Here is a 7,669-nt window from a genome sequence, read left to right as displayed (position 1 = left end):
AGCCAAAAAAACCAGCCACCACACGGGGTGCGGCAACCAGCAAATTCAACCAATCAAAAAACAATCGGTATCAACAAACTTGGCACACTATTGAGTTCTCAAACAACAGGAACAAACGATTACTCACGAACCCCAGCGTTTCCACGCTTCCGGGCTTGTTTTCCCTCGCCGTTACATTCACAGCTTATTTCATTTCTTTTTCCCTTGTCAAATCCCCCGTCATGGCGTAATGCCCGACCAAAGAAACAACAACAAGAGCCAAACCACCACAAATAAAAGGTAAATCCGCTACCGCTCAAGAGCGCACGAACCCACCACATGATTTGAAGGGGATGGTCACCCTCACCGGGGCAACTCCACAACTATACGACCATCCCGCCCCACCGGCAAATCCACCCGCGCCCCACCGATACGGCGCCCCGGGAACAGACGTGCCCTCACCCCCGGATGGGGATGCCGGCACGAAAGGCAGGACGAGGAGGACCTATCGGACGACGTCGATCATCGCGAGGTTCCGCTTGCCGCGGCGGAGAAGAAGGTACCGACCGTGCAGCAGGTCCTCGTCGCCGAACCTGTGGTCGGCGTCCGTGGCCTTCGTGTTGTTGACGTACGCGCCACCCTCGGCGACGGTCCGGCGGGCCGCGGAGTTGCTCGCGGACAGCCCCGACGCGACCAGGAGGTCGATGATCCCGAGTCCGTCCTTCGCGACGGAGACGGACTCGAGCTCCGCCGTCGCAGCCTGCAGCGTGGCGAGGTCGAGCCCACCCAGATCGCCCTGGCCGAAGAGCGCCGCGGACGCGGCGATGACCTTCTCGGTCGCCTCGACCCCGTGCACCAGCGAGGTCACGTCGTACGCCAGCGCTCGCTGCGCCGCCCGCTCGTGCGCACGCTCCGCCGTCGCCCGCTCCAGCTCCTCGATCTCGGCGCGGGTACGGAAGGTGAAGATCCGCAGGCGCTCGGCGACGTCGGCGTCCGAGGTGTTGAGCCAGAACTGGAACATCGCATACGGGCTCGTCATCGCGGCGTCCAGCCAGATGGCATTGCCCTCGCTCTTGCCGAACTTCGTACCGTCCGAATTGGTGATCAGCGGGGTACCGATCGCATGGACGCCCTTACCCTCGACCTTGCGCACCAGGTCGGTGCCGCTGGTCAGGTTCCCCCACTGGTCGGAGCCACCGGTCTGAAGGACGCATCCGTACTCACGGAACAGCTGCAGGTAGTCCATGCCCTGCAGGATCTGGTAGCTGAACTCGGTGTAGCTGATGCCCTCGTCGGAGTTCAGCCGCTTGGCCACGGTCTCCTTCTTGATCATCGTGCCCACGCGGAAGTACTTGCCCACATCGCGCAGGAAGTCGATGACGCTCATCGGACCGGTCCAGTCCAGGTTGTTCACCATCCGGGCGGCGTTGCCGCCGTCGAAGTCGAGGAACTTCTGCACCTGCCCCTGCAGGGAGCCGACCCACTCGGCGACGGTCTCCTTCGTGTTCATCGTCCGCTCCGCCGTCGGCCGCGGATCGCCGACGAGGCCCGTGGAGCCCCCGACGAGGCCCAGGGGCCGGTGCCCGGCGAGCTGGAGCCGTCGCATGGTCAGGAGCTGGACGAGGTTGCCCAGGTGCAGGCTCGGGGCCGTCGGGTCGAACCCGCAGTAGAACGTGATGGGCGGTCCTGCCAGCAGTTCCCTCAGTTCACCCTCGTCGGTGGACACATAGACCAGCCCACGCCACACGAGCTCGTCGTAGATGCTCGCGAAGGACGGATCGTTGCGCTGGCCCTCGAGGCCACTGACCGGGGTATCTGTTTGCTGGGACACCCCTACAAATTATCAGCCGGCAATACCAGCGGGAATTCGGCCGGTGGACATGACGCGCAGGCGCTGGGTGGGGCGTGTCATCGCCACGTACAGGTCTCCGACCCTCGCCGTAGCGGAGTCGAGCATCTCCTGGGGCTCGAGGATGACCACGCCGTCGAACTCGAGTCCCTTCGACTCGCGGGGACCGATGACGACGATGTCCTGGCCCGGACCACCCGCACCGGACCCCACGCGGTCGCCGTACCCGGGTGCCAGCGCCGCACGGGCGTCGGCCAGGAGGTCCTCCGGTGCGATGACGGCGAGCAGACCGCCGTCGATCGCCGCGAGTTCCTCCGGCAGGGCGCGCACCAGGGCGGGCAGGAGGTCCTGCACCGTATCGAGCACGGGTGCGAACCTCCCCTCCCGCACGGCTTTGGGAGCCGACACGACCAGGCCCGCCGCGTTGGCCATCCGCACGGCTGCCTCGGCGATCTGGGAGGGGGTGCGGTAGTTGACCGTCAGCTCCTCGAGCTGCCAGCGGTCGCCCACGAACGGCTCGAGCGCCTGCTGCCAGGACCGTGATCCCGCGGCGGAACTGGTCTGGGCGATGTCGCCGACGATGGTGAAGGACTTCAACGGGCAACGCCGCATGAGCAGTCGCCACTGCATCGGGGACAGCTCCTGTGCCTCGTCTACCACGATGTGCCCGTAGGCCCACGTGCGGTCCCCGGAGGCGCGGTCGGCGGCGGACAGCCGGCTCGCGGACACGGCGTTGTGCTGCGCGAGTTCTGCCGCCGTCAGCACACCGTCCACCCCGGCATCCTCGAGCGAGGCGTTGACGTTCTCGAGGGCGCGCTCGGCGTTGGCGAGATCGCGCTTCTGCTCCTGCTCGCGGGCCGCGCTGTCACGCCCGGCGGAGGGATCGAGGTCGCCGAGCAGTTCGGCCGCCTCGTCGAGCAGGGGTACGTCCGCCTCGGTCCACGGAGCGTCGGCCGGTCGGGCCAACGCGGCCAGTTCGTCGTCGCTCAGGCCCGGCGCTGCCGCACGCAGCAGTTCCGGGCGCGCGAACAACTCCGAGACGAGCTTCTGCGGCGTCAGGGGCATCCAGGCGAGGTTCAGGGCGATCCGCACGTCGCGTGCGCTCCGGACGTCCTCGGCCAGGTAGGAACGGTCGGCGTTGTTCCCACCACCCGACGACTCCTCGAGCTTGTCCAGCAACTGCTCGGTGAGCTCCCGCAGGAGGATCTTGACGAAGGTGACGCGGGCCTCGTTGTGCGGCTTCCCCGTCGCGCGCGCGCGCTCACGTGCCCGGGAGACCTGGCGGGGCGTGAGCGTCAGCATGGTGCCTTCGACGTTGAGGCGCTTGTTCTCGGCGGGCACCCGTTCGCGGTTGGCGACGGCGGTCCTGATGACCTGTGCCATCTCGAGCCGGCCCTTGATGGCGGCGGCTTCCTCGCTGGTCTCCTGCACCGTCGTCACGCCCGGCATCAGGGTCCCGATCCCGGCCATGACGACCCCGGTCTCGCCGAGGGACGGGAGGACCCGCTCGATGTACTTCATGAAGGCGTCGGTGGGCCCGACCAGCAGCACGCCCGCCGACTTCAGCCGTTCCCGGTGCGTGTAGAGGAGGTACGCGGCCCGGTGCAGCGCGACAGCCGTCTTGCCGGTACCCGGGCCGCCCTGGACGACGGTGACACCGGGGAGGGGGGCGCGGATGATGCGGTCCTGCTCCGCCTGGATGGTCCCGACGATGTCGGACATCTGCCCCGTGCGCCGCGAGTTGAGTGCCGCGAGCAGGGCTCCCTCCCCCTGCAGCGAATCGTCGTCGCCCAGCAGGTCCACATCGAGGACGTCGTCCTCGATGGCGACGACGTCCCTCCGGGACAGGATCAGGTGGCGCCGGCGTCGGACGCCCATGCGCTCGAAGGCCGTGGCCTGGTAGAAGGTGCCCGCCTCCGGCGCGCGCCAGTCGACCATCAGCTGGCGGAGCTCCTCGTCGGAGAGACCGATGCGCCCGATGTAGCGCTTGTCGCCGCTGTCGAGGTCGAGTCGACCGAAGACCAGCCGATCGTCGACGGCGTTCAGCTGGGCCAGGCGATCCTCGTACATGGTGGCGAACGCGTCGCGCTCCGACCGGTTCTGGTGGGAACCCGCCGCCTGGGTGCGCCGGACCTCGGCGAGCTGCTGGGCCTTCTCGGCGCGGAGTTCATCGAGACGGCGGTACAGCCCGTCGACGTAGACGCGCTCGTAGTCCAGCTCGGCGTTGGCCTGGGATGTCTCGTGCATCGGGCACTTCCTTCTTCAAAGGCGGACCGTCAATTCTAGCGCGGTGGGCGTCACACGGTTTCCAGCGCGTGGACGGTCCGTCCCGCCAGGCTGATCCGCCCGTCCAGGTCCCCGAGCTCGAGGACGACACCGCACCCCACGACGACGGCGCCGGCCTTTTCGAGCAACGCGCAGGCCGCGACGAGTGTTCCGCCCGTGGCGAGGACGTCGTCGAGCACCAGGACGCGCGCACCGGCGGGCAGGTCCGACTGGTGGATCTCGAGTGCTGCCTGGCCGTATTCGAGATCGTAGGATTCCCGGTACACCGCGCGCGGGAGCTTGCCCGCCTTCCGGACGGTGACGACACCCGTGCCGGTCGCATAGGCGACGGCGGCCGCGAGGAGGAAGCCACGGGCCTCGACTCCTGCCACGGCGTCGAACGACCCGGTGAACGGCGCCGACACCGCATCAACGACGGTACGGAAGGCCCGTGCGTCGGAGAAGACGGGAGTGAGGTCGCGGAACAGGATGCCCGGGGACGGGAAGTCGGGAACGACGGCACTCAGGCGGTCGATGGCTTCCCTCGCGTCGGCTGCGAGTCCCGCTGTACCTGGTGCCCGGGCCGGGGTTTCCCCGGCGTCCGCTCCGCTCATCGTCACGGATCAACCTTACGGGCTGCGGGCGGTCTGCCCGGACGGTACCGGGAGACGGTCGGGTCCTGCGGGAGCCAGAAGCGCCACGGGTACTCCCCGGTGCCGGCGACACCGCTCACGCCGACGCGCGGCCCCCGGCTGATCGCCGCGGGCGGCTCGCCGGGCAGGACGAGCCGGAAGGGATCTGCGAGGACGTCGGCGCCGTCGAACCGGCGATCCACTCCGAGCGCCTGCGCGAGGCGCGCCGGGCCGCGGGCGAGATCGAGGTCCGACGCCGGCTGGTTGCGTCGGGCGCGCGCGAGGTCCGCCCCCTCGACGATCTCGCCGGCGCGCAGCAGCAGACCCGTGGCCCGTCCGTCGCTGCCGCACACGATGTTGGCGCAGTAGTGCATGCCGTAGGTGAAGTAGACGTACAGGTGACCGGCTGGCCCGAACATGGTCGCGTTCCGGGCGGTCCGTCCCCGGAACGCATGGGAGCCCGGATCGTCGGGGCCGAGGTAGGCCTCCACCTCGGAGATGCGTACCGTGACGCCGCCGTCGTCGTCCTGGTGGGTGAGGTGTGCGCCCAGGAGCCAGGGGGCGACGTCGAGCGCGCTGCCACCGAGCCTGGTCCGGATGTCCTCGCGTGTTCCGCTGTCCTCGATCACCCGTCGACGGTAGCAAAGCCCCGACCGAGGAGGCCCGCGGCCATGTCCGAATCCCGCTAGTTCGAGCCTGCGGCCGGTGGCAGGATGGCGGCATGGACTTCTGGCAGCAGTACCGGGCAATCGATGGGCGTGACGTGCGCTTCGACGGGCAGTTCGTGACCGCCGTGTCGAGCACGGGCATCTACTGCCGCCCCTCATGCCCGGCGCGGACCCCCAAGCCGTCCAATGTCACCTTCTACCGGACGTCTGCCGCCGCCCACGACGCCGGGTACCGCGCCTGCAAGCGATGCCTCCCCGAGGCGGTTCCCGGCGATCCGGAATGGAACCTCCGCAGCGACGCAGCGGCGAGGGCGATGCGTCTCATCGCCGACGGCGAGGTGGATCGGACAGGCGTTCCCGGCCTCGCTGCCCGCCTCGGGTACTCCCCCAGGCACCTCAACCGCATCCTGAAGGACGAACTCGGTGCAGGCGCGCTCGCCCTGGCCCGGGCGCACCGCGCCCAGACGGCGCGTGCCCTGCTCACGGGTTCGCCGCTGCGCTTCGCCGATGTCGCCTTCGCCGCCGGGTTCGGCAGTATCCGGCAGTTCAACGACACGGTGCAGCAGGTCTTCGACCTCACCCCGCGTCAGGTGCGGGAAGCCTCCCGGCAGCGGTCCGGCGGCGCGGACGGCGGCGCGGACGGCGGCGCGGTCGAGGTCGGCGGACCCCTCCGGCTGTCGCTGTCCCTTCCCGTGAGGCTGCCGTACGACAACGGGATCTTCCGTTTCCTCGCCGCGCGTGCGATCGACGGCGTGGAGCGAGGCACGGACCGGACCTACGAGCGGCTGCTCCGCCTGCCCGCCGGACCGGCCTGGTTCAGGGCAGGCGCCGTCGAGGCGCGCGGTGAGGGACAGGCGGTGCTGCCGGTGACGGTGTCCGTCGCGGGGCTGCGGGACCTGCCGGCGCTCCTGAGCCGCATCCGTCGCCTGTTCGACCTCGACGCCGATCCGGTGGCGATCGATGCTGCGCTCGCCCGCAGCCGGTACCTCACCGCCCTGGTCGCTGCCACACCCGGCATGCGCCTTCCCGGATCGCTCGATGCCGGGGAGACCTTGATCCGTGCGATCGTCGGCCAGCAGGTCACCGTCGCTGCCGCGGCGAGGGCACTCGGCCGCCTCGCCGTTGCCGGCCCGGTGGTCGAGGCCCCGGGTACGGACCTGGACAGGATGTTCCCGACCGCCGACGAGCTCGCCGACATGCCCGAACCGCTCCTCCGCGGGCCGCGCCGCCGCAGGAGCACCCTGCGGGCGGTGGGACGGGCGCTGGCCTCGGGCACCCTGGAACTCGGCGTGGGATCCGATCCCGACGCACTGCGCGCGGACCTCCTGCGTTTCGACGGCGTCGGGCCGTGGACGGCGGACTACGTCACGATGCGCGTCCTCGGCCACCCGGACGTCTCCCTGCCCTCCGATGCCGCGGTCCGCAGCGGCTGGTCGCGGCTCGTCGGACGGACCGACCACCGCGCAGTACCTGCCGACGCGCGGCGCCCTCCGGATGCCGATGATCTCCCGTCCCCTCCGGTCCTGGGCGAGGCCCTGGCCGAGGTGCGGCCGTGGCGCTCCTACGCGATGCTGCACCTCTGGCGTGCCGCCGGGGCGCCGGACGACACCGCCGTCGTCGGGCCGCCGACCCCCGTCGTCCCGGCGACCGCGTACCCTGTTCCCATCGATCGAACGGACACACAGCCATGACCACCACGCTCGCCGCACCTCCGCTCCTCCGCGGAGCGACCACCACCACGGTCGACACCCCCGACGGCCCGTTCACCGTCATCGAGGCGGAAGGCTCCGTCCTCTCCTCCGGCTGGACGGAGCTGGCGACCGACCTGACCGGGCAGATCCATCCGAGCATCAGGGCCGCGAGTTTCGACCCGGCGGCGTCCGCCGTGCAGCCCATCCTCGACGCCGTGTCCCGGTACTACGACGGCGATTTCGACGCGATCACCGCGGTGCGCGTGCGGCAGGTCTCGGGACCCTTCCGGGCACACGCGTGGGAGATCCTGCGCACGGTGGAGCCGGGGGCGCCCGTCACCTACCTCCAGTACGCCGAGCGGGCGGGCAATCCCACCGCCGTCCGTGCCGCTGCTGGCGCCTGCGCGAAGAACGCCGCCGCCCTCTTCGTGCCGTGCCACAGGATCATCCGCACCGACGGGTCCCTGGGCGGCTTCCGCTGGGGACTGCCGGTGAAGCAGCGGCTGCTCGACCGCGAGGCAGGGCGTTCGACCGCCTTCTGAGCAGGGAGAGCCGGCACAGCAGGAAGCACGGCACCAGCACCGA

General features: G+C 69.8%; 6 protein-coding genes. 2 read left to right on the top strand and 4 right to left on the bottom strand.

The genetic code is table 11. The features are described from left to right. Positions 1 to 484: 484 nt before the first annotated feature. Genes tyrS through ACX80U_RS14890 form a run of 4 tightly spaced genes read right to left on the bottom strand, consistent with a single transcriptional unit; the run spans position 485 to position 5,354 of the window. Entirely contained in the window at positions 485 to 1,810 is a 1,326-nt protein-coding gene (gene tyrS, locus ACX80U_RS14905; protein ID WP_133082265.1) for a tyrosine--tRNA ligase, read from the bottom strand. A 12-nt stretch (positions 1,811 to 1,822) separates the two neighbouring features. Beyond that, positions 1,823 to 4,075: a HelD family protein gene (locus ACX80U_RS14900; protein ID WP_459268989.1), complete on the bottom strand. Its 2,253-nt coding sequence runs from the start codon at positions 4,073 to 4,075 to the stop codon at positions 1,823 to 1,825. Positions 4,076 to 4,125: 50 nt separating this feature from the next. Next, complete coding sequence (locus tag ACX80U_RS14895; protein WP_459268996.1) at positions 4,126 to 4,707, bottom strand: adenine phosphoribosyltransferase; 582 nt, start codon at positions 4,705 to 4,707, stop codon at positions 4,126 to 4,128. A gap of 2 nt (positions 4,708 to 4,709) precedes the next feature. Continuing rightward, entirely contained in the window at positions 4,710 to 5,354 is a 645-nt protein-coding gene (locus ACX80U_RS14890; RefSeq protein WP_459268988.1) for a DNA-3-methyladenine glycosylase, read from the bottom strand. Between the two features lie 92 nt (positions 5,355 to 5,446). On the opposite strand from ACX80U_RS14890, the gene ACX80U_RS14885 reads away from it, so the two are divergent. Together ACX80U_RS14885 and ACX80U_RS14880 are read left to right on the top strand one after the other, a co-directional pair. After that, positions 5,447 to 7,084 (top strand): DNA-3-methyladenine glycosylase 2 family protein, encoded by a 1,638-nt coding sequence (locus ACX80U_RS14885; protein ID WP_459268987.1) that lies wholly within the window; start codon positions 5,447 to 5,449, stop codon positions 7,082 to 7,084. Continuing rightward, positions 7,081 to 7,626 (top strand): methylated-DNA--[protein]-cysteine S-methyltransferase, encoded by a 546-nt coding sequence (locus ACX80U_RS14880; RefSeq protein WP_459268986.1) that lies wholly within the window; start codon positions 7,081 to 7,083, stop codon positions 7,624 to 7,626. Before ACX80U_RS14885 ends, ACX80U_RS14880 begins: the two co-directional genes overlap by 4 nt. Positions 7,627 to 7,669: the final 43 nt, after the last annotated feature.

The sequence above is a fragment of the Arthrobacter sp. TmT3-37 genome (genome assembly GCF_054510835.1).
This window is presented reverse-complemented; position numbering and strand designations above follow the sequence as displayed.

Bases quoted from the DNA above. Each gene is read 5' to 3' on its own strand.
- ACX80U_RS14885 (WP_459268987.1), top strand. From the start codon at position 5,447: ATGGACTTCTGGCAGCAGTACCGGGCAATCGATGGGCGTGACGTGCGC.
- ACX80U_RS14900 (WP_459268989.1), bottom strand. From the start codon at position 4,075: ATGCACGAGACATCCCAGGCCAACGCCGAGCTGGACTACGAGCGCGTC.
- ACX80U_RS14895 (WP_459268996.1), bottom strand. From the start codon at position 4,707: ATGAGCGGAGCGGACGCCGGGGAAACCCCGGCCCGGGCACCAGGTACA.
- ACX80U_RS14880 (WP_459268986.1), top strand. From the start codon at position 7,081: ATGACCACCACGCTCGCCGCACCTCCGCTCCTCCGCGGAGCGACCACC.